The organism is Bordetella genomosp. 2 (assembly GCF_002261345.1).
GTDB lineage: Bacteria > Pseudomonadota > Gammaproteobacteria > Burkholderiales > Burkholderiaceae_B > Bordetella_A.
Genome location: NZ_NEVT01000009.1, coordinates 46795 through 73284 on the forward strand (window position 1 = coordinate 46795; position 26490 = coordinate 73284).

Here is a 26490-nt window from a genome sequence, read left to right on the forward strand (position 1 = left end):
CACCACCCGGAGGCTGCCATGCCGCTCATGATGCAAGACAAGCTGGCCCTGGTCACCGGCGCGGCGCGCGGCCTGGGCGCCGCCATCGCGCAGGCGCTGGCGCGCGAAGGCGCGATCGTGCTGGCGGCCGACCGCGACGCCGCCGGCGCGGCCGCCTGCGCGCAGGCCCTCGCGCAGGCCGGCGGCCGGGCCCATGCGCTGGCCCTGGACGTGACCGACCGCGCGGCGGTGCTCGACTGCGCCTCCCAGGTGCGCGCCCGCCACGGCCCCATCGACGTGCTGGTCAACAATGCCGGCATCTCGGCGCGCGCCGCCTTCGACGACCCCGACGCGCCCGCCGTGTGGGACCGCGTGCTCGACGTCAACCTGCAAGGCGTCTTCAACGTCACCCACGCCTTCGTGCCGGCCCTCAAGGAAACCCGCGGCGCCATCGTCAACCTGAGCAGCATCGTGGCCTACGGCGCCGGCATTTCCACCGCGGGCTACGTGGTGTCCAAGGGCGGCGTGCGCTCGCTGACCCAAGTGCTGGCGCGCGACCTGGCCCCGCACGGCATCCGCGTCAATGCGGTGGCGCCCGGCCTGATGGAAACCGACATGACCGCCGGCCAGCGCGCCCAGGCCGGCGGCACCGACTGGTATATGCGGCGCGCGCCCATGGCCCGCGCCGGCCGGGCCGACGAGATCGCCGGCCCGGTGCTGTTCCTGGCCTCGGACCTGGCCAGCTACGTGACCGGCGCGGTATTGCCGGTGGATGGCGGGTTCCTGGCCGTGTAGAGCGCGGCCGCCGCCCCGACAAGGAGACGAGATGGACACAGCAATCGCGCTGGTCACCGGCGGCGCCAGCGGCATGGGGCTGGCGATCGCCGAACGCCTGGCGCGCGACGGCTTCCGCGTGGTGCTGGCCGACCGCAACGCCGAACTGGCGCCGCGCGCCGCCGAGGGCCTGCGCGCGCAGGGCCTGCGGGCCGAACACCGGGTGGTCGACCTGGCCGACGAGGACGCAGCGCGCGCCCTGGTGCGCGAGCTGCCGCCCCTGGCGGCCCTGATCAACAATGCCGGCGTGTTCGACGAGCGCGCGTTCTTCGACGTGACGGGCGCCGACTTCCGGCGCGCCTACGAGGTCAACCTGGTGGCGGCGGCCACCTTGACGCAGGAAGCGGCGCGCACCATGGCGCCCAGCGCCAAGGTCGTGAACATCGCGTCGCGCGCCTGCCTGGGCGCGCGCAACCACCCGCACTACGTGGCCTCCAAGGCGGCGCTGGTCGGCTATACGCGGGCCGCCGCCATGGAGCTCGCGCCGCGCGGCATCCTGGTCAACGCCATCGCGCCGGGCCTGATCGACACGCCGCTGCTGCGCGCCCTGACGCCGCAGCGGCTGGCCGCGCAACTGGCCCTGCAGCCCACCGGGCGCGCCGGCGCGCCGCGCGACGTGGCCAACGCCGTGTCGTTCCTGGCCGCGCCGCACATGGACTTCATCACCGGCCAGGTGCTGTTCGTGGACGGCGGCAAGTCGCTCGGCGGTTCAGGAGCCTGACGCCCATGGATACTCCGCGCTGGAACAGCGAAGTCGATGCCATCGTGGTCGGCTCGGGCGCCGCCGGCATGACCGCCGCCCTCACCGCCCATACGGAAGGCCTGCAGGTGCTGCTGGTGGAAAAGACCGGCCGCATCGGCGGCTCCACCGCCATCTCGGGCGGCGCGCTGTGGCTGCCCTTGAACGACCAGTCCGCCGCGGCCGGCCATCCCGACACCTACGAGCAAGTCTGGGCCTACCTGGAACAGACCGTGGGCGACGCGGCGCCGGCCGCGCTCAAGCGCGCCTACCTGGAAGCCGCGCCGCGCGTGCTGCGATACCTGGCCGGGCACGGCCTGCTGGAAGCGGTCGCCCGGCGCGCCTCGCCCGACTATTACCCGGACCGCCCCGGCGCCGCGCTGGGCGGGCGCTCGCTCGACCCGGCCGAGTTCGACGGCCGGCGGCTGGGCCGCCGCCGCTTCCGCGAATTGCGCGACCCGCTGCCGGAATTCCTGGTGCTGGACGGCATGATGGTGTCGGTGGCCGACGTGCGCCACCTGCTCAATGCCACGCGCAAGTTCGAGTCGTGGCGCCATGCCATGAAACTGGTCCTGCGCTACGGCGCCGACCGCCTGCGCGGCTACCATCGCGGCACGCGCCTGTTGCTGGGCAACGCGCTGGCCGGACAGCTGTTCCACGCACTGCTGCAGCGGCAGGTGCCCTATTGGCTCGACACGCCCGCCGTGGCACTGCACCGCGACGCCGACGGGCGCGCCACCGGGCTCACCGTACGGCGCGCCGGCCGGCCCTGGCACGTGCGCGCGCGACGCGGCATCGTGCTGGCCACCGGCGGCTTTCCCTGGGACCGGGCGCGCCGCGCCCAGGCCTATCCGCAGCCCACCGGCGCCTGGTCGATGGCGCCGCAAGGCAATACCGGCGACGGCATCCGCCTGGCGCTCGAGGCGGGCGCCACCCTCGGGCCGCGTCCGGCCAGCCCGGCCTTCTGGGCCCCGGTCTCCATCCTGGCCCGCCCGGACGGCAGCCAGGTGCGCTACCCGCACCTGGTATGGGACCGCGCCAAGCCGGGCCTGATCGCGGTCAACGGCGCCGGCCGCCGCTTCGTCAACGAATCGGCGTCGTACCATGAGTTCGTGCTGGCGATGTACCGCTCGCACCGCGACACGCCGTCGATCCCGGCCTTCCTCATCTGCGACCGGCAGTTCATCGATACCTGGGGCCTGGGGCTGGCGCTGCCGGGCGGACGCCCGCGCCGCCACCTGATCGAGTCCGGCTACCTGCACGAGGCCGCCACCCTGGCCGAACTGGCCGCGCGCCTGAAGCTGCCCGCCGACGCCTTGCAGGACACGGTGGCGCGCTACAACGCCCACGCCAGCCAGGGCATCGACCCGGACTTCGGCAAGGGCGGCACTGCCTACAACCGCTACCTGGGCGACCCCGACCACCGCCCCAACCCCTGCCTGGCGCCGCTGGGCGCCGGCCCCTATTACGCCGTGCAGGTGGTCGCGGGCGACATCGGCACGGCCTGGGGGCTGGCGACCGACGAGCACGCGCGCATCCTGGACCGGCACGGCGCGCCCATCGACGGCCTCTATGCGGCCGGCAACGACATGCACTCGGTCATGGGCGGCGCCTACCCCGGCCCTGGCATTACGCTGGGTCCGGCATTAACCTTCGGCTGGTTGGCCGCCCGGCACCTGGCCGGCGCGTCCCCAGCGACCCTACCCGAGGAGACCGCATGAAAATCTATTTCTCCCCCGCCTCGCCGTTCGTGCGCAAATGCATGGTGGTGGCGCACGAAACCGGCCAGGCCGGCCGGATCGAGAAACTGCCCAGCGCCGCCCACCCGGTCAACCGCGACCGCGTCATCATCGCCAGCAACCCGCTCGGCCAGGTGCCCACCCTGCTCACCGACGACGGCCAGGCGCTCTACGACAGCCGCGTCATCTGCGAATACCTGGACCACCTCGGCGGCGGCAAGCTGTTCCCGGCCGCCGGCCCGGCGCGCTGGCAGGCGCTGGCCGACCAGGCGCTGGCCGACGGCATCCTCGGCGCCGCGCTGCTGGCGCGCTACGAGACCACCGTGCGCCCCGAGCCGAACCGCTGGAGCGGCTGGATCGACGGCCAGATGGGCAAGGTGGCCGACGCGCTGGCGCAGTTCGAGCGCCGCGCCGCCGGCTTCGGCGACCGCCTCGACATCGGCACCATCACCCTGGGCTGCGCGCTCGGCTACCTGGATTTCCGCTACCCGGACTACGACTGGCGCGCCAGCCACCCCGCCTGCGCGGCCTGGTATGCCGGCTTCGGCGAGCGCCCCTCGATGCGCGCGACCGCCCCCGAGGCGCGCCCCGCATAGCGGCGTTCCGGGGCGGCCCGGGCCACCTCGGCGCACGTGCCGCGGGCTTCTATTCTTATTACCAGAATGACTTAGACAGCGCGCTCTAGCGGCTGTTACGGTTATGAGCATAGAACCCTGCGGCGCCGGGCGGCGGCGCGTTCGCGCGTCCGCCCCGCCCGTGCCGGCCTACTGCCCGCCGCAGGTTGTTCCCCAGCGCCCCACCGGGCGCCCCCACAAGGGCAACCTGCCATGTATGTGTACGATCCCGTCGATCAACAACTCGTCGAACAGCGCGTCGCGCAGTTCACCGACCAGACCCAGCGCTTCCTGAACGGCCAGCTCAGCGAAGACGATTTCCGCACCCTGCGCCTGCAGAACGGCCTGTACATCCAGCGCCACGCGCCCATGCTGCGCATCGCCATCCCCTACGGCCTGCTGGCCGCGCGGCAGCTGCGCACGCTGGCGCACATCGCGCGCACCTGGGACCGCGGCTACGGCCACTTCAGCACGCGCCAGAACATGCAGTTCAACTGGCCCAGGCTGGAAGACGTGCCGACCATCCTGGCCGAACTGGCCAAGGTGCAGATGCACTCCATCCAGACCAGCGGCAACTGCATCCGCAACACCACCTCCGACCACTTCGCCGGCATCGCGCCCGACGAACTGGTGAACCCGCTGGTGTGGTGCGAGATCATCCGCCAGTGGTCCACGCTGCACCCCGAATTCGCCTTCCTGCCGCGCAAGTTCAAGATCGCGGTCAGCGGCGCCGAAGAAGACCGCGCCGCCGTCGGCGTGCACGACATCGGCCTGCAGGCCGTCGAGCGCGACGGCGTGCTGGGCTTTCGCGTCTGGGTGGGCGGCGGCCTGGGCCGCACCCCCATGGTCGGGCACCTGATCAACCCGTTCGTCGAATGGCAGCACCTGCTCACCTACCTGCAGGCCGCGCTGCGGGTCTACAACATGCACGGCCGGCGCGACAACAAATTCAAGGCGCGCATCAAGATCCTGGTCAAGGACCTGACGCCGGAAGTCTACGCCCGGCAAGTCGACGAACAGTGGCAGCTGATCAAGGGCGGCCCGGACACGCTGACCCAGGAATACGTCGACACCATCGCCGGCCGCTTCACCTGGCCCGAATACGACGCGGCCGCCGCCGGCGAGCCCGACCCCACCGAGATGCACGCGGCGGCCCATCCCGCCTTCGCGCATTGGCTGCGCCGCAACGTGCATGCCCACAAAGTGCCCGGCTATGCCGCCGTCACCCTGTCGCTCAAGCCCACCGGCGTGCCGCCCGGCGACATCACGGCCGACCAGATGGAAGCCGTGGCCGACCTGTCCGAACGCTACGGCCATGGCGAAGTGCGCGTCTCGCACGAGCAGAACCTGGTGCTGGCCGACGTGCGCCGCGCGCAGCTGTTCGAGCTGTGGCAGGAACTGCGCGCGCTCAACATGGCCACGCCCAACATCGGCCTGCTGACCAACATCATCTCGTGCCCCGGCGGCGACTTCTGCGCCCTGGCCAACGCCGTCTCGATCCCGGTGGCCGAAGCCATCCAGCGCCGCTTCGACAACCTGGACTACCTGTTCGAAATCGGCGAGCTCGACCTCAACATCTCGGGCTGCATCAACGCCTGTGGCCACCACCACGTCGGCCATATCGGCATCCTCGGCGTCGACAAGAACGGCGAAGAGTGGTACCAGGTGACCATCGGCGGCCGCCAGAACGGCGCGGCCAAGCCGCTGCCCGACCTGCAATCGCTGCGCGGCGGCGGCGCCGCCATCGGCCGCATCATCGGCCCCTCGTTCGCGCGCGAGCAGGTGCCCGACGTGGTCGAGCAACTGGTGCGCACCTACCTGCGCCTGCGCGACAGCGATGCCGAGCGCTTCATCGACGTGGTCGACCGCGTCGGCATCGCCCCCTTCAAAGAAGACGTCTATTCCGACCCGGCGCTGGCCAAATCCGCCCCGGCGCCCGCCCGCGAGGTTGCCCATGCCTGATGCCATTGCCGCCGACGATGCCGTGCCGCACCTGATCCGCCACGGCCGCCTGCAAGACAACGACGCGCGCGTGTTCGCGCCCGAAGCCGACAGCGAACCCGGCGCGCAACTGCCGCCCGACGAACCGGGCTGGATCGTCCCCCTGCCGGTCTGGAACGCGGCGCGCGACACGCTGCGCCAGCGCCGGCATCCGGTGGCGGTGCTGCTGGCGCCGGCCACCAACCTGCAAGACCTGGTCGGCGAAGCGGGCCGGGTGCCCGAAGGCATCGCCTTCATCGCCATCGACTTCCCGCTCTACACCGACGGACGCGGCTACTCGCTGGCGCAACTGCTGCGCACGCGCCACGGCTGGCAAGGCGAGCTGCGTGCGCTGGGCGACGTCATGATCGACACCATCCACTACCAGGCGCGCGTCGGCTTCGACAGCTTCCTGGTCAAGCCGGGCCACGACCCGCACCAGGCCCTGGCGGCGTTCAAGACCTTCACGGTGCACTACCAGAAGACCTATCCCAAGCCCCGCCCGCCGGAACTGCTGGCCGCGTGACCTGTGCGGCGGACGAGGCGCGTGCGCCCGACGCAGGGCCGCACGCACCGCGATACCGAGGTGTCAGACACCCCATGGGGTGTCTGACACCTATGCAGTCGAAATAGCGGCCGCACACTCAGGTGTCTGAGAGATGTCAGGCACCCTACGGGCGCCTGGCGCCTGAAACCGTTGCGTGGAGGCCAGGAAAACCACCCGGCATGCGAACGCGCCTACATGCCTTCCCAATGCGGGCCGGGCACGTGGATATCGAACAATTCCAGCACGCGCGCGACGGTGTGGTCGACCATCTGCTCGATGGACTCGGGGCGGTGATAGAACGCCGGCAGCGGCGGGAAGATGATGCCGCCCATTTCCGTGACGGCGGTCATGTTGCGCAGGTGCGCCAGGTTGAACGGCGTTTCGCGCACCATCAGCACCAGGCGGCGCCGCTCTTTCAGGGTGACGTCGGCCGCGCGCGTGATGAGGTTGTCCGACAGCCCGTGCGCCACGGCGGCCAGCGTGCGCATCGAGCACGGCACGATCACCATGCCGGCGGTCTGGAAGGCGCCGCTGGCCAGCGTGGCCCCCACGTCGCGCACGCTGTGCACATGGTCGGCCAGGGCCTGGACTTCGTGGCGGCCGATGTCGAGCTCGTGCTTGATGTTGAGCACGCCCGAGGCGGACACCACCAGGTGCGACTCGACGTCGTCGACCCCGCGCAGCGCCTGCAGCAGGCGCACCGCGTACAGGGCGCCGGTGGCGCCCGTGATGCCGACGACCAGCCGCCGCGGGGACGTCATGCGGTCGTGGCGCCGGCGCCGTCCAGCAGCGTCTTCAGCTCGCCGCTCTCGTTCATCTCGGTCATGATGTCCGAACCGCCGATGAACTCGCCGCTGACGTACAGCTGTGGAATGGTCGGCCAGTTGGAATATTCCTTGATGCCCTGGCGCACTTCGTCGTCCTCGAGCACGTTCACGGTGACGAGTTTCTTCACGCCACAGTCTTTCAGGATCTGGATCGCGCGGCCCGAGAACCCGCATTGCGGAAACTGCGCGCTGCCCTTCATGAACAGCACGACGGGGTGCTGCGTGACGGTTTCGCGGATGAATTCTTGCACGTCGCTCATGGTGGTCTCACAAACAGGAAAAGCGGAATGAATCCATTATAGGGACCCGCCGGAAATCCGCTCGATTCCGGCCAGGTCGCGCCGGCTGGCCACCTGGCCGAAGCCGGCGGCAACCAGCAACTGCCGTACCGCGGCGGCCTGGTCCCAGCCGTGCTCCACCCACAGGGCGCCGCCGGGGCGCAGCCGGGCGGCCGCGCCGGCCACGATGGCGGCCAGGTCGCGCAGGCCGTCGGCGCCGTCGGTCAGGGCGCGGCGCGGCTCGAAGCGCAGGTCGCCGCGCCGCATGTGCTCGTCGTCGCGGGCAATGTACGGCGGGTTGGAAACGATCAGGTCGTAGCGGGCCCGCGCCGGCAGGGCGTCATACCAGCTGCCCTGCGCGAAATCGACCCGCGCGCCCAGGCGCGCGGCATTGCGCACCGCCACCTGCAGCGCCGCCGCGCTGGCGTCGGTGGCGGTCACCGACACCACTTGCGGCGCGCCCAGGGCGATCGACACGGCGATCACCCCGCTGCCCGTGCCCAGGTCGAGCACGGCGGCCTCGGGATGGCCGGCCAGCCACTGCAGCGCGGTCTCGACCAGCAGCTCGGTCTCGGGCCGCGGGATCAGCACGTCCGGCGTGACCGCGAAATCGTGTCCCATGAACTCGCGGTGGCCCACCAGGTACGCCATGGGCTCGCCGGCCAGGCGGCGCGTCACCAGGGCCTGGTACTGCTGCGCCTGCCAGGGCTCGATCGGGTCGGTGTCGTGCGCCAGCATCCAGGCGCGCGGCTTTTGCAACACATGTTCCAGCAGCATGCGCGCCTCCAGGCGCGGCAAGCGCGGGTCCTGCAGGAAGGTTTGCAGGATCGGGCGGTCCACGTCAGAGCTCGTCCCCCAGCGCCGCCAACTGCTCGGCCTGGTGTTCGGCGATCAGGGCGCCGGTCAGTTCTTCCAGATCGCCTTCCATGATCTGCTGCAGCTTGTACAGCGTCAGGTTGATGCGATGATCGGTGACGCGGCCCTGCGGGAAGTTATAGGTGCGGATGCGCTCGGACCGGTCGCCCGACCCCACCAGGCTCTTGCGCTCGGCGGCTTCCTTGTTCTGGCGCTCGCGCAGCTCGCGGTCCTTCAGGCGCGCGGCCAGCACCTGCATGGCCTTGTCCTTGTTGCGGTGCTGCGAGCGGTCGTCCTGGCATTCCACCACCAGCCCGGTCGGCAAGTGGGTGATGCGCACCGCCGAATCGGTCTTGTTGATGTGCTGGCCGCCGGCCCCGCTGGCGCGGAACGTATCGATGCGCAGGTCGGCCGGGTTGATGACGATCTCGCCCATCGCGTCGGCCTCGGGCATCACCGCCACCGTGCAGGCCGACGTATGGATGCGGCCCTGCGCCTCGGTGGCGGGCACCCGCTGCACGCGGTGCGCGCCCGACTCGAACTTCAGCCGGCCGTACGCGCCGTCGCCGTCGATGCGCGCGATCACTTCCTTGTAGCCGCCCAATTCGGACGGGCTTTCCGACATCAGCTCGACACGCCAGCCACGCTGTTCGGCGTAGCGCGAATACATGCGCAGCAGGTCGCCCGAGAACAGCGCGCTCTCGTCGCCGCCCGTGCCGGCGCGGATTTCCAGGAACAGGCTGCGCCCGTCGTTGGGATCGCGCGGCAGCAGCAGCACCTGCAGCTCCGCCTCGAGCTTTTCGAGGCGCTCGCGGCCGGACTTGAGCTCTTCCTCGGCCATCGCCTTCATGTCGGGGTCGGCCAGCATTTCCTGCGCGGTGGCCAGGTCCTCCTCGGTGCGGGCGAACTGGCCGTAGGCCTGCACCACCGGCTCCAGCTCGGCGCGCTCGCGCGACAGCTTGCGAAAGCGTTCCATATCGGCAGCGGTCTCGGGCTCGGCCAGCAGGGCATCGACCTCGATCAGGCGGTGGGACAGCTGTTCCAGCCGGCTGCGCATGGAAGATTTCATAGGGAATACCAGAAAGACGAATAGCGGATTAGCGGAAAGCGGGCGCCCGGAAAACGAACGCCCGCCAAGGCGGCGGGCATCGGGACAGCGGCGCTAACGGCGCGAATCGCGGCCGGGAAACAGGCGCGGCATCCAGGCGAGCAACTGCTTGCGCTCCTCGCCCTCGCTGCGGTTCAACGCCGCCAGCGGGCCGTGCAGGTACTTCTGGGTGAGCCCGTGGGCGAGCTGGTCCAGCACGGCCTCGGGCGACTCGCCGCGCGCCAGCAGGCGGCGGGCGCGTTCGAGCTCGGCGGCGCGCACGTCCTCGGCGGCCTGGTGCAAGTCGCGGATGACGGGCACCACCTCGCGCGATTGCATCCAGTGCATGAAGCCCTGGACGCGGGTTTCGATGATGGCCTCGGCCTGCACCACCGCCGCGCGGCGCGCGTCGGTACCGCTTTGCACCAAGCGGCCCAGGTCGTCCACCGAGTACAGGTAGACGTCGTCGAGGCGGCCGACCTCGGGCTCGATGTCGCGCGGCACGGCCAGGTCGATCATGACGATGGGCCGGTGGCGGCGCTGGCGGGTGGCGCGCTCGACCAGGCCCAGGCCCAATATGGGCAGCGAACTGGCCGTACAGGACACGATGACGTCGAATTCGGCCAGGCGCTCGGGCAGGTCGGCCAGCTTCATGGTGCCGGCCGAGAACCGCCCGGCCAGCAATTCCGCGCGTTCCGCGGTACGGTTGGCCACCACCATGCTGCGCGGGCGCTGCGCGGCGAAATGGGTGGCACAGAGCTCGATCATTTCGCCGGCGCCGATGAACAGCGTGCGGGCTTCTTCCAGGTTGCCGAACACCCGCTCGGCCAGCCGCACGGCCGCCGCCGCCATGGACACCGAATGGGCGCCGATGGCGGTCTGCGAGCGGACTTCCTTGGCCACCGAGAAAGTGCGCTGGAACAACTGGTGCAGCAGCGTGCCCAGCGAGCCGGCCTCGCCGGCGGCGCGCACCGCGTCCTTCATCTGGCCGAGGATCTGCGGCTCGCCCAGCACCATGGAGTCGAGCCCGCTGGCCACGCGGAACGCATGGCGCACGGCCTCGTCCTGCTGGTGGCGGTACAGGTGCGGGTTGAGCGCGCCGGCCTCGATGCGGTTGTGGTCGGCCAGCCAGGCCGGCAATTGCTCGGCCACCTGGGCCTCGGCGGCGCAATAGACTTCGGTGCGGTTACAGGTGGACAGGATGGCCGCTTCGCGCACCGCCCCGCCGAAAGCCGAGCGCAGGCCTTCGAGCGCCGGCCGCACCAGGTCGACCGGCATGGAAACGCGTTCGCGCACCGAGACGGGCGCGGACGTGTGATTCAGACCGAAAGCAAGAACAGCGACGGACATGGAACGCGGGACAATGGCCGCCGCCCCGGGGCGACGGCACATTTGTAACATTGGGTCGATCAAAATTATACCCCTCCGGGTTATCCCGGGGGTAACCGATCGGCCGGCCGGCGCTACCCGAGCCTGCACAGATCAAGAAAATTGTGTATAGTTGCGGACTTCGTTGGCCTGGTAGCTCAGTTGGTAGAGCAGCGGATTGAAAATCCGCGTGTCGGTGGTTCGATTCCGCCCCAGGCCACCACGAATTCGATGCCCAGCTCTTGTAGCTGGGCATTTTCTTTCTGTGTCAGGGAATTAACAGAGAGCCCCGTGACGGGGCTCATTTCAGGCAGCGCGGAGCCCCCTGTCTAAATGTGGGGAAGCTCGCGATCCTGAGCCGATATCGAAAGAATGGCATCTTCCAACATCAGAATGCCGGCTTACGTCCCCGCCAGGGCGCCGCGCGCTCGAGCTGAGCCGACACCTGCAGGATCACGTCTTCACGGCCGAAACGGCCCACCAATTGCGCGGCAACGGGAACGCCCCCGGACGTGGCAAACAAGGGCAGACTGGCGGCAGGCTGACCCGACGCATTGAAGACGGCCATGAAAGTGGCATAGCGCGATACCCGGTGGCGCAGCTCGAGAAACGCGCCACGCTGCATGGACAGTTCGCCCAGTTTCACCGGCAGCTCGGTCAGCGCCGGAGCCAGCACCAGGTCGAACTCCTGCATATAGGTTTCCATGGCACGGCCGATGGCATGCAGCCGGTTCACGCTGGCAATGTATTCGTCGGCACCGATGGTTTTGCCGAACTCGTAGCCCGATATCATCGCGGGTTCCAGATCGTCGGCCTGCAGCGACTTGCCGGCCAGCTTCAGTCGCGTATCCACCGACAGCACGATATTGCTGGCCAAGATGCACGCGTGCGCGCGCACGAATGCCTCGTAATCGATGGGCGGAGGCGCGGAATCGACGACGGTGTGCCCCAGGCCGCGCAACAATTCGGCCGCGCCCTCCACCGCCTGCAATGGCTCCGGAGCCACCGCGATGTCGTTCCAGGCCGACCGCCAGACAGCGATGCGAAATGGCTTGACGGGCGCTTCCGCGACAGCGTCCAGATACGAACCAGTCTGGGGCGGGCAGGCATAGGGAGCGCCGGGCTCATAGCCCGCGATGGCGTCCATGGCGGCGGCGGTATCGCGCACGCTCAGGCTCAGCACGCCATCGGTGGCCATGCCGCCCCAACCTTCGCCGCGCAACGGCCCCATCGGAACGCGGCCGCGCGAGGCCTTCAGGCCATACACGCCGCAGCACGCTGCCGGAATACGGATCGAACCGCCGCCATCGCTGCCATGCGCCAGCGGCACGATGCGCGCAGCCACGGCCGCCGCCGCGCCGCCGCTCGACCCTCCCGCGGAGCGGTCCAGGCCCCAGGGATTGCGGGTGGGTCCGCCGTTGCGCACCGCCTCGGTCGTGGCGCCCATGCAGAACTCCGGCACGGTAGAGCGCGCGAAAGCAATCAGGCCTGCCTGCTCGAAGCGGTTTGTCACGGTGCCGTTGCACTCGTAGGTAGTGTCATTGAGCAGGCGCGAGCCTAGGCTGGACGGAAAGCGCGTGGACGGCAGCCCCGAATCCTTCAGCAAGAACGGAATGCCGCGAAATGCGCCCCGCGGCTGCCAGTTGCGCGCCAATTCAAGCGAGGCTTCGTATTGCTCGTAGCACAGCGCATTGAGGGCGCTCCCCCTGCTGCGCCCCAGTTCCACGGCGCAGCGCATCAGGTCCTCGGTAGTGATATCGCCCGACTTGAGCAGGGCAGCCATACCCAGGCCGTCCAGGGATTCGTACTCATCATGTTGCATAAGCTATAGGTCCTTGCAAGGAGTCAGGTTGGGCGAGGTCCGGCTTGGACCATTGCCTGCCAGGAATGGAGTCGATCAGGCGTCGCGTGTACTCGTGCTGGGGGCGATAGAAAATGTCGGTCGCGCGCCCCAGCTCCACCAGTTCACCCTGGCGCATCACGGCAATGCGGTCGCAGATCTCGGCGGCGACTCGCAAATCGTGGGTAATGAACAGGACAGCCAGGTCAAACTGCCCGCTGACGGTCTTGAGCAGGTCGAGCACCTGTGCCTGAATGGACACGTCGAGCGCCGAGACGGCCTCGTCGGCCACCAGCAGACGCGGGCGCAAGGCCAGCGCGCGGGCAATACCCACGCGCTGACGCTGCCCCCCGGAAAACTGGTGCGGATAGCGATCGGCGGCATCCCCGCCCAGGCCCACGAGCTCAAGCAGCGCACGCGCATCGGCGCGGGCCTTGGTACGCGGCTCGCCGTAGGCAATAGGCCCCTGGGCTACCGCGTCAACGATGCGGTGGCGTGGATTCAGCGAGGCATAAGGGTCCTGGAACACCATCTGGATCTGGCGCCGATACTTGTGCCAATCGCGGGGCGACAGGCCCACGAGCTCGTGGCCATCCAGTTTTACGCTGCCGCCGTCGGGAGGGATCAGTCCGGTGAGCGCGCGCCCCAGGGTGGACTTGCCCGACCCCGATTCGCCCACCAGACCTACGGTTTCGCCTCGCTGAATAGCCAGCGAAATATTCTTCAACGCCTGAACTTGGCGCCCCCGATCGGTACGAAAAGTCTTGTGCAGGTTCTCGATCACCATCAGCGCCGAAGTGGGCGATGCCACCACCTTACCCTCGGGTTTGTGCGGCACGGCGGCAATCAACTGGCGCGTATAGGCCGCCTGCGGACGATTCAGGATGTCTGCCGCAGCGCCCTGCTCTACCACCTGGCCATGGCGCATTACCACGATGCGGTCGGCGATCTCGGCCACCACGCCGAAATCGTGAGTGATGAAAATCACCCCTATGCCCATGCGCGCCTGGATGTCCTTGATCATGGCCAGGATCTGGGCCTGAGTCGTGACATCGAGCGCCGTGGTAGGTTCGTCGGCAATGAGTATGTCGGGCTCCATCGCCAGCGCCATGGCAATCACCACGCGCTGGCGCTGGCCGCCCGACAGCTGGAAAGGGTAGGCGTCGATGAGCTTCTCGGGATCGGGCAGCATCACCTCTCGAAACAGCTGCAGCACCTTGGCGCGACGCGCCTCGACCGGCATATCGGTATGACGCTCGAGCACCTCGTCGACCTGGCGGCCGATGCGCATGATGGGGTTCAGGGCCGTCATCGGCTCCTGGAACACCATGCCGAACGACTTGCCGCGCAGGTCCTGCCAGTCCTTGGGCGCGAGCCCGGTCAGCTCCCGCCCGCGATAACGGATGCTGCCGCTCTTTACCCGCAGCTCGCCTGCTGGCAGCAACCCCATCAGCGCATGCGCCGTGACCGACTTGCCCGAACCCGACTCGCCGACGACGCAAAGAATTTCGTTCTGGTTGACGCTGTAGGTAACGCCTTTCACAACAGGTTGCTCATCCTGCACGACAGAAATAACCAAGTCGCGGACTTCCAGCAGTACGCTCATGAGCTTGCTCGCTTGCGCGCCAGTTTGGGGTTGAGCGCATCGTTGAGCGCTTCGCCCACCAGGTTGAGGGCCAGGACGGTCACCAGAATGGCAATGCCCGGGAACACGCTCATCCACCATGCGTCACGCAGCACGCTGCGCGATGCGCCAATGATGTATCCCCAGGTCATGGTGTTGGGATCGCCCAGCCCCAGGAAGCTCAGCGCCGACTCCAGCAAGATGGCGCTGGCCACCATAAGCGATCCTGACACAATCACCGGCGAAAGGCTGTTGGGCAGGATCTGCGTGAGTATGATGCGGGCGTTCGATTGGCCGCTCAGTATCGCGGCTTCGACAAACTCGCGGTGTTTCATGCTCATGAACTCGGCGCGCACCAGGCGCGCCAGCGGCGGCCACGAAACCAGCGCGATCGCCAGGATCACGGTGCCGATACTGGGGGTGAGAATGGCCACGAGCACCACTGCCAGAAAGAACCCCGGAATGGTCTGGAACAGCTCGATAAACCCGACGATGATCTGATCGACCTTGCCGCCGTAGAAGCCAGCGACCGACCCCACGGTAATGCCCAGCAGAATGGACACAGCAGTCGACACCAGGGCCAACACCAGGGTTACCCGCGCGCCATAGGCGATGCCGGTGGCAATATCCCGGCCCAAGGTGTCCGTGCCCAGCAGCGCATCGTCGGACAGCGGCGGCATGTAAGGCGCGTTGACGATGTCCCAAGGGCTGTCCGGAAAAATCCAATGAGCGAAAACGGCCAGCAGGGTCACGAGGACAAGAACGCTCAAGCCGATGAAACCGCCCTTGTTGTGACAGAATCCATGAAAGAAGCGCTTCATTTCAGTTCGATCCTGGGGTCGGCGATCGTATAGAGAATGTCGGTGAACAGGTTGACCACCACGACAACGACGGAGGCGACAAAGAAGACGCCGAGCAGCACGCTGTAATCGCGCTGCACCAGGGCATCGAACGCCAGCCGTCCGATCCCGGGCCAGGCGAACACCGTCTCCACCAGCAAAGACCCGCCGATGAGATGGCCAGCCTGGATGCCCGCATAGGTAATGATGGGCAGCAAGGCGTTGCGCAGTACGTGGCGCATGATCACCGTGCGTTCGGACAGCCCCTTGGCGACGGCGGTCTTGACGAAATCTAGCTGGCGGATCTCCAGCATGGAGGCGCGGGTGAGGCGCGCATAGACGGCCATATAGAACATGCCCAGCGTAAGGGCGGGTAGCATCAAATGGCGTGCAATATCAGCGAACCGCGCAAAGCCCGTGAGGTTTGCCCCCACACTTTCGTAGCCAAACGCGGGCAGCCATTGCAACTGCACCGAAAACACCAGCACCAGCATCAGCCCCACCCAGAAAATCGGCGTGGCGTAGGCGAGCATGGCCAGCGTGGTGATGATGGTGTCGCCCCATTTGCCCACCCGCAGCGCCGCCTGCACGCCCAACGCCACTCCCACGAGCAGTGCGAAGGCGAACGAGGTCAGGGTAAGCACCAGGGTGGCCGGCAATTGCTCCATGATGAGTGTCGCCACCGGCGCCTGCTGACGATGGGAATAACCCAGGTCGAAAGAAGCGATGTCTTTCAAGTAGGACACCAGTTGCACGGGCAAGGGCTTGTCCAGCCCGAAATCCTGGCGCAGCTTGGCGATGTACTCGGCGTCGGCCGCCCCCGACTGGCCCGCCAGGATCTCGGCCGGATCGCCGGGCGCCGCCCGGACCAGGAAGAAATTGAACATGGCGATCATCAAGAGCACCAAAATGCTCTTGAACACGCGCCTGCCCAGGAAGCCGGCCAGCTTGCTCATTCTTTCGACAACCAGGCGTCGCTATAGGTGTCCGCCGCGCCCAGGGCCGTGGTAATGGCGCCGTGTACGCGCTTGTTCAGGACGGTGCCGTACTTGGTGTCGATCAACCACACCAACGGCACGTCCTCGACGAGAATGCGCTGCACTTCCGAGTAATACTTCTGCCGGTCCGCATCGTCGCCCGCCTTGGCCGCCAGATCGAACAACTCGTCGACTTTCGGGTTGTTGTACTGAGAGGTGTTGCTGAACATCACCCCTTTGCGGATATTGCTTCCCATATAAGTTCGCGCCACGCCTATGGCGGGATCAGCGTACTGAAACACGCCATTGCCGGCCATATCGAAATCCCAGTTTCCCACGCGCGATACCCAACCACCCACATCGGTGCTTTCCAGATTGAGCGCGATGCCGACCTTGGACAAGTTCTGCTTGATGTACTCCGCCACGCGGCGGTGCATCTCGCCATACGGCGTCGGGATCATGCTGACCGACACGCGCACGCCGTCGGCGTTCGGCTTGAGGCCCATTTCGTCGAGCAGAGCCACCGCCTTCTCGGGGTCATAGTCGTACTTCTTGACGTTGGCGTCATAGAAGCGCGTGTTGTGGTGAATGGGCCCGCTTGCCACCACTCCCTGGCCGAACAGGATTTTGTCGGCGATGAACTGGCGATTGATCGCATACATCAGCGCCTGGCGAAAGCGCTTGTCATTGAAGGGTGGGCGCGTGTTGTTCAGTTCGATCCACTGCATTGTCGACCAGTACTCGTAGCCCTTGTTGGTGTGCTTCAAGTTGGGCAGCTTAGCCACGCGAGGCACATCCACCGGCTCGAGGTCATGCAGCCATGCCTGCATCACGGTGCCCTGCTCGATGGCCAACCGGCGCGAGGCGGCGTCGGGTATCATGCGATACGTAATGCCATCGAGGTAAGGCCGGCCCGGCTTCCAGTAGTTCTCGTTTTTCACGAGTTCTATGTAAGAGCCGCGCTCCCATTTCTTGAACTTGAACGGTCCGGTGCCGATGGGATGCGCATTGTTCGGATTCTGGGCGATGGGCGTGTCCACATCGTACAGATGCTTCGGCAAGATGGCGCCGCCGCCGATATCGAACGCATACAAAAAGGCCGCATACGGCTCTTTTAGCTTGAAGACTACGGTATCCGCGTCCGGCGCGGTGAGCGATTCGACGTTCTCCATCAGCCCACGGGTGCGCGGCGTCTTGGACAACACCTTTTCATACGAAAACACCACATCCGCCGACGAGAACGGTTTCCCGTCGTGCCAGGTCACACCAGGCTGCAGATGGAACGTGTACGTGAGCCTGTCGTCGGACACTTCCCACGACTTGGCGAGGCTGGGCAGCGGCTTGAGGTCGAACGAATAGGTCAGCAGGCTCTCGAAGATCTTGCCTCCCACCATCTGCGTGCCCGCCACTTGCTGCAGCGCCAGAATCAGGCTGGGCGGCTCGGGATGCAGAATCGCCGTGAGCACGCCGCCGTACTGCGGCGTTTCGGCAGCCTGCGCGGGCAGATTGGCGAACGTGGCGGTGGCGGCCGCCGCCGCGAGCGCGCATTTGACGATGGCCCTACGGGCCTGATTGACCAGTTGCATGATTACCCCCTCGACGATCTCGGATGTATGGCGGGCTCAGCCCAGTCTGGGCTGAACTCCGCACCAGTCGTTCAGAAACAACGCATACGTCTTGGCCACGCGCAACATGCTATGCACGCTGACACTCTCATTGAATCCGTGATAATTGCGCGACACCGGCCCATAGCAGGTGACGGGCACGTCCATCATCAAGCGGAAATGCCGCCCGTCGGTCGTGCCCGTGAGCGCCACCGGCCTGGGCGCCTCGCCGGTGACGCGCTGGTGCGCCTCGGCCAGCAGCCGCAGCGGCGGCACATCGAGGTCGTACTCGCAACCGGGAGCATGGAAGCCTTCATAGCGGATCCGGACCTGGGTATCGGGCTGGGCGAGCTCTTGCTCTACCCGGCGTATGCACGCCTCGATGCGTGCCTTGGCCGTTTCGATAGGCATGTCGGGATAACACGACAGGCGCAGGCCGAGGGTACATACGCTGGGTACCGAAGAATTCCAGTCGCCGGCATGAATCTGGCCGAGGTTGAAGTTGATGGGGTGCGCATGATCGCGGTACGCGGGATGGCGATTTTCGGGCAGGTTCCATTCATGCTCTATGCCCTTGATGGCATCGACGATGCGCAGGCCTATGTTCACCGGATTGATGCCCGTTGTCATCAGGGATGCATGGGCCGGCTTGCCGACGATCTCGACGTACAGCCAGAACACCCCCAGCTGGGCTGACATCAGGCCCTCTTGCGTAGGCTCGGGAATGAGAACTGCGTCGAATGAAGCGAGCCGCGCGGCCCCGATGGCGCTCTTGAGCGCCGACACGGTTGCCAAGGTGCCGTTGCCCGTGCTTTCTTCTTCGAGCACCCCGTTGAACCCCACCACTCCGGCTGGTTGCACGCCCAGCTCTTGCAGCGCCTTGAAAGCCGCCAACGCGCATACGATACCGGCTTTCATGTCGCCCGCGCCGCGGCCGTACAACCAGCCATCGTGCAAGCCGCCCTTGAAAGGCGATTCGCTCCAAAACTCTTCGGGCCCGGTCGGCACGACGTCCAGGTGACCATTGAACAGTACCGAACGACCGGTGACCTGTGCAGGCTCATGGCAAGCCAGCACATTGAAACGGCCGCCGTCGGGGCAGCAGGCGGGCGAATAAAGCGGCAGGTTTTCGATATCTTCGGTACGCAAGGCAATGCGTTTGCTCCGCAGACCCAGCTTGGCCAGTTCGGCCTCCAGGAACTCGGCCGCGGGAGTTTCCTGTCCCGGCAGGCTGCGGCATTGGACGAAGCGCGACAAAGTGTCGGTCAGGTAGTGCTCCAACCCGTCAACTGCGGCCTCAATGGCCTGGGCGGGTAATGTACGTGTTTGCACTTCGCTCATTTCGCACTCCGTCGGCCGTTGAGGCGGCCAGCCATGTCGCAATCTGCCAATGACTGCGTGGGTGGATTACCGGCCCAATCCCATAAGGATCAAATATTGACACTTAAAAGTCGATTAATGACATAATAGGGTCTTAGATAGATGCTGACAAGGCACGACAAGGCAGAGATTTCCCTAACATGGGGCATCCCTGCCAAACGCTATTGAGGTAAGCAAATGGTCCGTATGGACACCCGATTCAATCAATCCGTGGCCAAGGCGTTCGACATCATCGAAGCCTTCGCTGTGCGGCCCGGCCCGCTGAGCCTGAATGAACTGATGGAGATTTCCAATCTGGACCGCAACTCCACCCTGCGCATGCTGCATACGCTGACGGCGCTGGGCTATCTGGAGCGCGGCCCGAACCAGCGCGGCTATGTGCTCGGCAAGAAGTTCCTGCACCGCACCTTCGACTACCTGCGCAGCAACCCCCTGATCGAGCGCGCGAATCCGGTTCTGATCGAGCTGCAGCAAGAAGCCGAGGAAGGCGTGGACCTGAGCCTGCACGACGATCTGAACATCGTGTATGCGCTGCGCCGCCAGACACGGCGCCGCTATTATTTCGCCACCCTGGTGGGCCGCACCATGCCGGTGTACCGCACATGCTCGGGCCGGGCCATCATGGCGAGCCTGCCCGACGAACGCGTCGACGATATTCTTGCCCGATCCGACCTGGTAGCGGCCACGCCGCACACCATTGTGGAACCTAGTGAAATCCGCAAGAAAATCGCCCAGGCACGGCTCGACGGGTATGCCATGACCGTACAAGAATCCCTGCTGGGCGAGCTGGCCGTAGCCGCGGCCGTGATAGACCACACCGGGCTACCGACAGCCGCCATTCACATCTATGGCCAGCTGTCGCAATGGACGCCGGAAGATTTTGCCCAGCGCTTCGGGCCTTTGGTCATCAGTGCTGCGCAGGCGCTCAGTTCAAAATGAGCCGTCTTGGGGCCGCGTCCTGCATATTGACGCAGGTCTCGCACGGGGCAGCACACCACTCCAGGGTCATGGTGGCGGACTGCAGTAACTTGTCCGCATCGCGGATGGACCGCGATTTAAAGGATCGGTGGACGAAGCAGTTATTCGTGACCAAATAGGGGGAAGCGGCCCCCCACCATCGCCGGCTCCAGCGCGCCGCAGGAGCCGGCCTCGCACTCATCAGCTGGGTCCTTTCCCGTTTTCATGCCCAGGCATGCCATGACCAGGCTGCCCCGACGGCGCGCGGCTGGCCAGCGGCCGGACGGGCGCTTGCAGCCGCACGGTCTGGCGCTTGCCTCCGACGTCGAGAACCAGCGATATCGGGATCTGCTCGCCGACCCGGACCTGTTGCTTCAGCTCCAGCAACATCAGGTGGTAGCCGCCCGACTTGAGCTCCACATCCTGTCCGGCTGGCAGGTCCAGCCCATCGATCTGCCGCATTTTCATGACATCGCCCTGCAGGGCCATTTCGTGGATTTCGGTTGTGCCGGCGGCATCGGATTGCGCGGAAACCAGGCGTGCCGGTGTTTGCGCGCGCAGGGTCATGAAAGCGCCGGTAGCATGTTGGCCGGGCACCGTGGCGCGTACCCATGCATTTTCGACCGTAACTTGTGCGTGGGCAGCCATCGCGGCCAGCGTCAGCCCCAGGGCCATGGCGAACCTATTGGCGATTCTCATAAGAAGTTCTCCTTTCAAGGGTAAGAGTCGGGTCTGTTCCTGCAGGCATTACCCATGCAGGTCCATGATGGCCCCGATGTCATTGACGAAGTCGTCGATGGGCTGGTTATGGCGCAACGCCACCCTCAGCTTGCCTTCGGCGTCGTAGACGTAGCTCAGGGCCGTGTGATCCATGGTGTAGGACGAGCCCGTCGGGATCTTGCTGTAGTACACCTTGTATTCTTTGGCGGTCGCCCTGGTCTGGTCGGGCGACCCATACAGGCCGATGAAGCTCGGATCGAATGCCGTGACGTAGGCGGAAAGCACCTCGGGGGTGTCGCGTTCCGGGTCTACCGTGACGAACAGCACTTGCAGGTTCTTGCCTCTTTCGCCCAGCTTCTGCTTGACCTCGACCGCCCTGGTAAGTGCCGTAGGGCAGACATCGGGGCATTGGGTAAAGCCGAAGAAGACCATGACGACCTTGCCTTTGAAGTCCGCCAGGGTATGCGCCTGGCCGTCAGTGCCGTTCAAGGCAAAGCCCTTTCCCAATGCACTATCTGTAAGAGCCACGCCACGTAGATTCTCCAGTTTGTCTTCGCCGGAGCATCCAGCCAGTCCGGCGAGCGCTCCCAATGTCACTGCGGCCATGAAACCACGTCTGTTGAACATCTTTATTCCTTATCAGTCCCGCGCTCTCGCGCATATCCGCATTCGCACGCAGCCGCGTTCCGGCCGGCATTGCGACTCCTGGGTGTAGATCGATCCGGAGCAAACAGCGCCAGGTGGCCCGCCGTCAACGCGATGCGCGCAGACCGTCAACCAGCGGGCTGGCCATTACGCGGCAGCAAGTACAGGCGCAAAAAAACCTCGCGGAGCGATCCGGTGTTGGCTTGCACAGCGGCAAGCCATCCAGAACGATCAGGCGAGGTGCGAGGGCGGCGCCCTGGAGCCCAGCGGGGGGCCGAGCGGTGGCAATGGCGGCAATGCTTGCCGCACCGCGGGCGCGTCGACAGCGATGGACGTCAGAAGCGCGGGCCTGACTTCGGGGGGAAACTCGGGTATCGCGCCCTGCTTGGCAAATGCGCCAAATGGGCAATCCGGCCCAGCGGGCTCGGGCGACGAGTCTGCAGATTTGCCGGGCACTTCCAGGAACACGGACGCGACAGCCCCGGAACCCGAGCAGAATGCCAGGGCCACTTTGCCGGGCTGGTGCGCGGAGAGGCCAGGCATGTAGCCGGCCGGAATCGTGGCGCGGCAAAGCACCGCCATGATCGCCAGATAAACGATCATGCGCCAAGTAGATATTGGCAATTGGAGGAAGGAAGTCCGCCTGCGGTACATGCCGGCATTCTAGTACATGGGCGGCGCGCGGCGAGGCAGCGCCCGGCCCGATGACACTGCAAATCGTGTTCGGCGATGGTATTGTGGCAATCAGTAGGCTGCTGTACGTTGATTAAGGAGCACTTCCATGAATGCCAACGGTCAACGCAGGAGCGTGTCCCAGGTCATAGGCTGGGTGGTCCTGCTCCTCATTGCGCTCTATTCGCTGCTGGGAGGCGTCTGGCTGGCGGCGCTGGGGGGCTCGTGGTATTACGCCCTGCTGGGCATCGGGCTACTGGCCGGCGCGGCATATCTCTGGCGCCACCGCGAGCCGGGGCTGTGGCTTTACGCGCTGGCCCTGGCGGCCACGCTGGCCTGGGGGGTTTGGGAGGTCGGCGCCGATTTCTGGGCGCTGGCGCCGCGCTACGGCCTGCTGTTCCTGTTCGGCCTGTGGCTCTTGCTGCCGCCCGCCACGCGCGGCTTTGCCGCGCCGCGTCCCGCCAAGTTCGCCATGGGCGCCGCCATGGCGGGCATGCTGGCGGTGTTGGGCTACGGCATATTCAATGACCCGCAGGAAATCAATGGCACGCTGAGCCGCGCGCAGCCGGCCCAGGCGCAGCCCGTGCCCGGCGTGGCGGATGAGGACTGGCCGTCCTACGGGCGCACCGAAGGCGGCGTGCGCTATTCGCCGCTGGCGCAGATCAACGACGAGAACGTCAAGAACCTGCAGGTGGCCTGGACCTATCGCACGGGCGACTTCCGCACCGAGAACGACTCCGCCGAGACCACCAACGAGGTCACGCCCATCAAGGTCGGCGACAAGCTGTTCCTGTGCACGCCGCACCAGTTCCTCGACGCGCTCGACCCCGCCACCGGCAAGCGCCTGTGGCGCTACGATCCGCAGCTCAAGGCCGACAAGACCTTCCAGCACCTGACTTGCCGCGGCGTGTCCTATCACGACGCCGGCAACACCGCGCGGTTCCCGGCCAGCCTGGCCAAGGCGGGCGGCGCCGCGTCGACTGCGTGCCCGCGCAAGGTGCTGCTGCCCACCAACGATGGCCGCCTGGTCGCGGTGAATGCCGACAACGGCCAGAAATGCGGCGATTTTGGCGACAATGGCGAGATCGACCTGCAGAAAAGCATGCCGCACGCCTATCCCGGCGGCTACAACCCGACTTCGCCGCCAGTGGTGACGGCGACGACCATCGTCATCGGCGGCTCGGTGACGGACAATTTCTCCAACAAAGAGCCCTCCGGCGTGATTCGCGGCTACGACGTGCGCACCGGCGAACTGAAATGGGTGTTCGACACCGGGGCGGAAGATCCGAACGCCATGCCGGGCGAACACACCAAGTTCGTGCACAATTCGCCCAATGCCTGGGCGCCGCTGGCCTACGATGCGCAGGCCGACGTGGTCTATGTCCCGACCGGCGTGGGCACCCCCGACATCTGGGGCGGCGACCGCGACCCGCTGAAGGAGCGTTACGCCAACGCCATCCTGGCGCTGGACGCCACCACCGGGCGCCTGATCTGGCATTTCCAGACCACCCACCACGACCTGTGGGACATGGACGTGCCGGCGCAGCCCTCGCTGATGGACGTGAAGCTGGCGAACGGCCAGACCGTGCCGGCGATCTATGTGCTGACCAAGACCGGCAATGTGTTCGTGCTGGACCGCCGCAATGGCCAGCCCATCGTGCCGGTGACGGAGAAGGCCGTGCCGCAGAGCGTGGCGCGCGGCCCCCAGACCCGGGATGAACATTATTCCCCCACGCAGCCGTTCTCGGCGCTGAACCTGGCTCCCCAGGCGAAGCTCACCGACAAGGACATGTGGGGCGCCACGATGCTCGACCAGCTGATGTGCCGCGTGATATTCAAGCGCCTGAATTACGACGGCATCTACACGCCGCCGTCGGAGAACGGCACCCTGGTGTTCCCCGGCAACCTGGGCGTGTTCGAGTGGGGCGGCATGTCGGTGAACCGGGATCGCCAGGTGGCGCTGATGAACCCGATCGGCCTGCCGTTCGTATCCAAGCTGGTGCCCGAGGACGCCAACCGCCCCATCAAGGAAAAGGGCGCCGGCACCGAAAGCGGCGTTCAGCCCATGTACGGCACGCCATACGGCGTGGAGCTGAATCCGTTCCTGTCGCCGCTGGGTCTGCCGTGCAAGGCGCCCGCCTGGGGCTATGTCGCGGGCGTGGACCTGCAGAGCAACGAGGTGGTGTGGAAGAAGCGCATCGGCACCATCCGCGACAGCCTGCCGCACCTGTTCCAGCTGCCGCCGCTGAAGATCGGCGTGCCGGGCCTGGGCGGTCCCATCTCGACCGCCGGCAACCTGATGTTCGTGGCGGCCACGCAGGACAACTACCTGCGCGCGTTCGACGTCACCGATGGCGAGCTGCTGTGGGAGGGGCGGCTGCCAGCCGGCGGGCAGGCCACGCCGATGACCTATGCCGCCGACGGCAAGCAGTATGTGGTGGTCATGGCCGGCGGCCACGGCTCGTTCGGCACCAAGATGGGCGATTACCTGGTGGCGTATGCACTGCCGGATTGAAGGGCGGCGCGGCGAGTTTCGCTCAGCGAGCACCCAAGATATTGGCTCAAGTTAAGTTCCTCTACAACCGCTGGCAAAAATCCACCAGCCGTTCCCGGAACCACCGGTGCCCAGGGTCGCTGTCGGCGTTCCGGTGCCACGACAAGTAGACCGGGAACTGCGGCGTGCGCAGCGGCACCGCGTGCGACTTGAGCCGGAAGTGGTCGGCGTAGAGCAGGCCCATGCGGCGCGGCAGGGTGCAGACCAGGTCGCTGTTCTGCACCAGCACCGGCATCGACAGGAAATGCGGCACCGTAACGGCGATCTGGCGCGCCAGGCCGCGCTTGGCCAATGCCAGGTCGATCATCGGGCGCGAGTTGCCGTGGTGCGCCAGCACTACGTGCCGCAGCGACAGGAACACCTCCAGGCTGAGCCGCTCGGACACCTGCGGATGGTCGCGCCGCGTCAGCGTCAATAGCGATTCGGTCAGCACGCAGGTGTTGTGCACCGCCGGCTGCTGCAGCGGGAAATAGTTCAGCGCCAGGTCCACGGTGCCCTCGCGCAGTTCCCCCTGCAGCTGCAGGCCGGGCTCGGGCCGGATGGTGATGCGGATGCCCGGCGCGGCCGTGCCGAGCCAGTCGATGAAGCGCGGCAGCACCACGGTCTCGCCGTAGTCCTCCACCGCGACCACGAATTCGCGCTCGGCGTGCGCGAAATCGAAATCGTCGGCGCCGCGCAGGCCGCTTTCCAGCAGCGCCAGCGCCTGGCGCACCGGCTCGGCCAGGGCCTTGGCGCGGGCGGTCGGCGCCATGCCCTGCGCGCTGCGCTCGAACAAGGGGTCTTCCAGCCGCTCGCGCAGGCGCGCCAGCGCATTGCTGACGGTGGGCTGGGACAGGTGCAAACGGGCGGCGGCCTTGGAGATATTGCGCTCGGCAAAGATCGCATCGAAGACCAGCAGCAGGTTCAGGTCCAGCGTCCGCAGGTTCATACGCGCCCTTTATTTGGAATCTGAATTTTCAGTATTCCATATATAAAGTTGTCGAATGGCTCCCGAGCTTACAACAATGAGGCCCATCACAACACGGGAGACAAGCATGGATGGGCCGGCGCGCGATAACGACCTGGTGCTGCTGGACCGCCCGGACCAGGGCGTGGCGCGGCTTACCCTGAACCGGCCCGCGGCGCGCAATGCGCTCAACTCGGCCTTGCGCCAGGCGCTGCGCCAGGCGTTCGAGGCGCTGGAACAGGACGCCTCGGTGCGCTGCGTGGTGCTGCGCGGCAGCCACGGCTGCTTCGCGGCCGGCGCCGACCTCAAGGAAATCGCCGGCCTCGACGCCGGCGCGGTGGCGCGGCTGCCGGTGCTGGAGACTTGGCGGGTCATCGCCGGCTTCAGCAAGCCGCTGATCGCCGCCGTGGCCGGCCCCGCGCTGGGCGGGGGCTGCGAGCTGGCGCAGCATGCCGACATCATCCTGGCGGCGCGCAGCGCGCGCTTCGGCCAACCGGAGGTCAATGTGGGCATCATGCCCGGCGGCGGGGCCACGCAGCGCCTGGTGCGCGCGCTGGGATACTGGCGCGCGATGCGGCTGATGCTCGCCGGGGAGCCGATCTCGGCCGAGGAGGCGCTGGCCATCGGCCTGGCCAGCGAGGTGGTCGACGACGAACGCCTCGATGCGCGCGCCCTGGAGCTGGCGCGGCTGATCGCCTCGCGACCGCCGATCGCGGTGCGCCAGATCAAGCGGGTCGCCCTGGCCGGCGCCGACGCCAGCCTGGCCACCGGCCTGCAGCTGGAACGCCAGGCGTTCGAGCTGCTGTTCGACACGCAGGACCAGAAAGAAGGCATGCGCGCCTTCGCCGAACGCCGCCCGCCGGTTTTCGCCGGGCGCTGAAGATT

The 26490-nt window shown here is 66.7% G+C and carries 24 protein-coding genes and 1 tRNA gene; 10 read left to right on the forward strand and 15 right to left on the reverse strand.

What is annotated here, in order from left to right:
• Positions 1 to 18: 18 nt before the first annotated feature.
• From CAL24_RS21645 to CAL24_RS21670, 6 genes are all read left to right on the forward strand, one after another.
• Complete coding sequence (locus CAL24_RS21645) at positions 19 to 774, forward strand: SDR family NAD(P)-dependent oxidoreductase (RefSeq protein ID WP_094807895.1); 756 nt, start codon at positions 19 to 21, stop codon at positions 772 to 774.
• A 31-nt stretch (positions 775 to 805) separates the two neighbouring features.
• Positions 806 to 1534: an SDR family NAD(P)-dependent oxidoreductase gene (locus CAL24_RS21650; protein ID WP_094807896.1), complete on the forward strand. Its 729-nt coding sequence runs from the start codon at positions 806 to 808 to the stop codon at positions 1532 to 1534.
• Positions 1535 to 1539: 5 nt separating this feature from the next.
• Positions 1540 to 3273 carry an FAD-dependent oxidoreductase gene (locus CAL24_RS21655; RefSeq protein WP_094807897.1) on the forward strand — a complete coding sequence of 578 codons (1734 nt, stop codon included), beginning with the start codon at positions 1540 to 1542 and terminating at the stop codon, positions 3271 to 3273.
• Positions 3270 to 3887, forward strand: coding sequence for a glutathione S-transferase (locus CAL24_RS21660; RefSeq protein WP_028355272.1), 618 nt, complete (start codon positions 3270 to 3272; stop codon positions 3885 to 3887). The genes CAL24_RS21655 and CAL24_RS21660 overlap by 4 nt, the downstream gene beginning before the upstream one ends.
• A gap of 231 nt (positions 3888 to 4118) precedes the next feature.
• Positions 4119 to 5867 carry a nitrite/sulfite reductase gene (locus CAL24_RS21665; protein WP_028355271.1) on the forward strand — a complete coding sequence of 583 codons (1749 nt, stop codon included), beginning with the start codon at positions 4119 to 4121 and terminating at the stop codon, positions 5865 to 5867.
• Entirely contained in the window at positions 5860 to 6411 is a 552-nt protein-coding gene (locus CAL24_RS21670; RefSeq protein ID WP_028355270.1) for a DUF934 domain-containing protein, read from the forward strand. Before CAL24_RS21665 ends, CAL24_RS21670 begins: the two co-directional genes overlap by 8 nt.
• A gap of 212 nt (positions 6412 to 6623) precedes the next feature.
• On the opposite strand, the gene CAL24_RS21675 is transcribed toward CAL24_RS21670, so the two are convergent.
• The 5 genes from CAL24_RS21675 to hemA form a co-directional block, all read right to left on the reverse strand.
• Entirely contained in the window at positions 6624 to 7193 is a 570-nt protein-coding gene (locus CAL24_RS21675; protein ID WP_028355269.1) for a UbiX family flavin prenyltransferase, read from the reverse strand.
• On the reverse strand, positions 7190 to 7519 hold the full coding sequence (grxD, locus tag CAL24_RS21680) for a Grx4 family monothiol glutaredoxin (protein ID WP_028355268.1): 330 nt from the start codon (positions 7517 to 7519) through the stop codon (positions 7190 to 7192). The genes CAL24_RS21675 and grxD overlap by 4 nt, the downstream gene beginning before the upstream one ends.
• Before the next feature lie 36 nt (positions 7520 to 7555).
• The gene (gene prmC / locus CAL24_RS21685; protein WP_038853810.1) at positions 7556 to 8365 is read right to left on the reverse strand and encodes a peptide chain release factor N(5)-glutamine methyltransferase; all 810 of its coding nucleotides are present in this window, start codon (positions 8363 to 8365) and stop codon (positions 7556 to 7558) included.
• A gap of 13 nt (positions 8366 to 8378) precedes the next feature.
• Positions 8379 to 9461 carry a peptide chain release factor 1 gene (gene prfA, locus CAL24_RS21690; protein WP_094807898.1) on the reverse strand — a complete coding sequence of 361 codons (1083 nt, stop codon included), beginning with the start codon at positions 9459 to 9461 and terminating at the stop codon, positions 8379 to 8381.
• A gap of 93 nt (positions 9462 to 9554) precedes the next feature.
• Entirely contained in the window at positions 9555 to 10829 is a 1275-nt protein-coding gene (gene hemA, locus CAL24_RS21695; RefSeq protein WP_028355265.1) for a glutamyl-tRNA reductase, read from the reverse strand.
• Between the two features lie 165 nt (positions 10830 to 10994).
• Here hemA and CAL24_RS21700 point away from each other — a divergent pair.
• Positions 10995 to 11070: transfer RNA gene (locus CAL24_RS21700), tRNA-Phe, on the forward strand.
• A gap of 165 nt (positions 11071 to 11235) precedes the next feature.
• On the opposite strand, the gene CAL24_RS21705 is transcribed toward CAL24_RS21700, so the two are convergent.
• Genes CAL24_RS21705 through CAL24_RS21730 form a run of 6 tightly spaced genes read right to left on the reverse strand, consistent with a single transcriptional unit; the run spans position 11236 to position 19072 of the window.
• Complete coding sequence (locus CAL24_RS21705) at positions 11236 to 12669, reverse strand: amidase (RefSeq protein ID WP_094807899.1); 1434 nt, start codon at positions 12667 to 12669, stop codon at positions 11236 to 11238.
• Positions 12659 to 14293 (reverse strand): ABC transporter ATP-binding protein, encoded by a 1635-nt coding sequence (locus tag CAL24_RS21710; RefSeq protein ID WP_094807900.1) that lies wholly within the window; start codon positions 14291 to 14293, stop codon positions 12659 to 12661. Before CAL24_RS21710 ends, CAL24_RS21705 begins: the two co-directional genes overlap by 11 nt.
• Entirely contained in the window at positions 14290 to 15132 is an 843-nt protein-coding gene (locus CAL24_RS21715) for an ABC transporter permease (protein ID WP_094807901.1), read from the reverse strand. Before CAL24_RS21715 ends, CAL24_RS21710 begins: the two co-directional genes overlap by 4 nt.
• Positions 15129 to 16106, reverse strand: a complete 978-nt coding sequence (locus tag CAL24_RS21720; protein WP_170947145.1) for an ABC transporter permease — start codon at positions 16104 to 16106, stop codon at positions 15129 to 15131. The genes CAL24_RS21715 and CAL24_RS21720 overlap by 4 nt, the downstream gene beginning before the upstream one ends.
• Positions 16103 to 17713: an ABC transporter substrate-binding protein gene (locus tag CAL24_RS21725; RefSeq protein WP_094807902.1), complete on the reverse strand. Its 1611-nt coding sequence runs from the start codon at positions 17711 to 17713 to the stop codon at positions 16103 to 16105. The genes CAL24_RS21720 and CAL24_RS21725 overlap by 4 nt, the downstream gene beginning before the upstream one ends.
• A 36-nt stretch (positions 17714 to 17749) precedes the next feature.
• Positions 17750 to 19072: an ArgE/DapE family deacylase gene (locus tag CAL24_RS21730; RefSeq protein ID WP_094807903.1), complete on the reverse strand. Its 1323-nt coding sequence runs from the start codon at positions 19070 to 19072 to the stop codon at positions 17750 to 17752.
• 216 nt (positions 19073 to 19288) lie between these two features.
• On the opposite strand from CAL24_RS21730, the gene CAL24_RS21735 reads away from it, so the two are divergent.
• Complete coding sequence (locus CAL24_RS21735; protein WP_028355259.1) at positions 19289 to 20050, forward strand: IclR family transcriptional regulator; 762 nt, start codon at positions 19289 to 19291, stop codon at positions 20048 to 20050.
• Between the two features lie 219 nt (positions 20051 to 20269).
• Here CAL24_RS21735 and CAL24_RS21740 read toward each other — a convergent pair whose 3' ends face one another.
• The 3 genes from CAL24_RS21740 to CAL24_RS24080 all read right to left on the reverse strand — a co-directional run bounded on the left by CAL24_RS21740 (position 20270) and on the right by CAL24_RS24080 (position 22036).
• Positions 20270 to 20767, reverse strand: coding sequence for a copper chaperone PCu(A)C (locus CAL24_RS21740; RefSeq protein ID WP_094807904.1), 498 nt, complete (start codon positions 20765 to 20767; stop codon positions 20270 to 20272).
• Positions 20768 to 20815: 48 nt separating this feature from the next.
• The gene (locus tag CAL24_RS21745) at positions 20816 to 21277 is read right to left on the reverse strand and encodes an SCO family protein (RefSeq protein WP_349290571.1); all 462 of its coding nucleotides are present in this window, start codon (positions 21275 to 21277) and stop codon (positions 20816 to 20818) included.
• Between the two features lie 387 nt (positions 21278 to 21664).
• On the reverse strand, positions 21665 to 22036 hold the full coding sequence (locus tag CAL24_RS24080) for a DUF2946 family protein (protein ID WP_051439511.1): 372 nt from the start codon (positions 22034 to 22036) through the stop codon (positions 21665 to 21667).
• Between the two features lie 178 nt (positions 22037 to 22214).
• On the opposite strand from CAL24_RS24080, the gene CAL24_RS21750 reads away from it, so the two are divergent.
• Positions 22215 to 24620: a glucose/quinate/shikimate family membrane-bound PQQ-dependent dehydrogenase gene (locus tag CAL24_RS21750; protein ID WP_094807906.1), complete on the forward strand. Its 2406-nt coding sequence runs from the start codon at positions 22215 to 22217 to the stop codon at positions 24618 to 24620.
• A 61-nt stretch (positions 24621 to 24681) separates the two neighbouring features.
• Here CAL24_RS21750 and CAL24_RS21755 read toward each other — a convergent pair whose 3' ends face one another.
• Entirely contained in the window at positions 24682 to 25587 is a 906-nt protein-coding gene (locus tag CAL24_RS21755) for a LysR family transcriptional regulator (RefSeq protein WP_028355254.1), read from the reverse strand.
• Positions 25588 to 25693: 106 nt separating this feature from the next.
• Between CAL24_RS21755 and CAL24_RS21760 the strand changes: the two genes are divergently transcribed.
• Complete coding sequence (locus CAL24_RS21760) at positions 25694 to 26485, forward strand: enoyl-CoA hydratase-related protein (RefSeq protein WP_094807907.1); 792 nt, start codon at positions 25694 to 25696, stop codon at positions 26483 to 26485.
• The last annotated feature ends 5 nt before the right edge of the window (positions 26486 to 26490 follow it).